Source organism: Streptomyces sp. S3(2020), from assembly GCF_013044505.1.
Classification (GTDB): domain Bacteria; phylum Actinomycetota; class Actinomycetes; order Streptomycetales; family Streptomycetaceae; genus Streptomyces.
On sequence record NZ_JABERD010000499.1, the window covers coordinates 1 to 1,576 of the forward strand.

Sequence of the window (1,576 nt, forward strand, 5' to 3'; positions counted from 1 at the left end):
TTCGTTCAACTAGACGCACTACTCCGCCCAGTAGACTGCGTGGAAGTCTTGGAACGTAAGTACGCGCTCCGGAACCGGCCAGGAGCTGCTCAACTTGGATCGCAGCACCCGGCGGAGCGTCGAACGGGGCGAGGCGGACTCGTTGTTCTACCTCAAGAGCATGCCGTTGTTTGTCTTCAAGGAGAAGTCGGCATACGAGGTGCTCAGGAGGCTCGTGGGCGCGGAGATGTGTATGAGGGACAGGGCCCATCCCGACAGCAGGCCGTCCCCGCGGCGGGCCGTCCCCGCGGCGGTGCAGGAATGCCTGCGGCGCAACTTGCTGCCACCGCCATCCACTTGGCCCGGACCGACGCGGTGGCGAAGCTGGTGCGCACAGAGCACCGGGCGCCCGGACACGGGCGGCTCGGCGCGCTGCCGACCAGCCCTGGGGGCCGGGTGTCCGCCCGCGGCTGCCCGGCAGCACGTCTTCTGCGCTCCTCCGCACACGAGCCCCGCCGCCCCGTCCCGCCCGTACCGAGGAGCCGACCATGTCCCAGCACGCAGTCCTCGGCGCTCCGGACACCACCGCCGTCGCCCGGGGCCTGATCCGCAGCGAGCGCCCGCACAGCGCCCCGCCCGGTGAACAGCGCTTCGTCCTGCGCGACGAGATGCCGCTCGGGCACCCGCTGTTCAACGACACCCCCGGCCCGCACGACCCTCTGCTCTTCGTGGAGTTGGTGCGCCAGGCCGGCCTGCACGTCGGCCACCGGCACTTCGGGGTGCCCCTCGAACGGCCCGCGCTGTTCTACCGGTTCGCGCTGCGGCTGTCCGATCCCGCCGTCTGGCAGGACTCCGCCGAGGGCGCCCGGCTGGCCCTGGAGATGCGGGCCGAGCCGACCCGGACGGTGGCCGGTGTGCCGCGCAGCCTGCGGCTGGGCGGGACCCTGCGGCTCGACGGCGCCGAGGGCTGCACCGGCTCGGCCGAACTCGTCTTCGTCACGCCCACGGTGGCCCGCAACCACCGCGCCACAAGTCGCCTCGCGGCTCTGGTCCGCACACCCACCGAGGGTCCGCGCCCCGGCACCCGGCCCGCCGCCCCCGCACTGGTCGGCCGGCGCACCACGGCCAACGTGGTCGTGTCGGAGCCGGTGCGTCAGGCGTCGACGCTCACCACGAACGTCCTGGTCGACCCCTGCCACCCGGTCTTCTTCAGGGACGCCGCCGACTCGGTGCCCGGCCTGCTGCTCGTGGAGGCCCTGCGCCAGAGCGCGTTGCTGGCGGTCGCCTCCGAGGGGGCCGCGCCGTGCGCGACGGCCCTGACACGGCTGTCGGTCCATCTGCGCGGCCACGCCGAACTGGACCTGCCGCTCCTGTGCACCGCCCGCAGCGAGCCCGGCGGGATCGACGCCACGGGCCGCCGTCTGACCCGGATCCCGCTCACCCTGCGCCAGGCGGGACGGACCATCGCCCAGGCGGAGGCGGTGACGGCGGAGAACGAGTGAGCCGGTAGCCATGGCACGTGCCGCACGGTGGCACGGGCCGTGGCCACGGGCCCGACGGCTGTCGTCCGGCCGCCCGCCCACTCGCGGACCGGCCC

1 protein-coding gene is annotated in these 1,576 nt (G+C 73.8%); it reads left to right on the forward strand.

Annotation, left to right across the window (positions count from 1 at the left end):
- Positions 1–527 precede the first annotated feature (527 nt).
- A complete protein-coding gene (locus tag HLK59_RS49915) occupies positions 528–1,481 on the forward strand; it encodes an AfsA-related hotdog domain-containing protein (protein WP_171148316.1) in 954 nt (317 codons plus the stop codon).
- Positions 1,482–1,576: the final 95 nt, after the last annotated feature.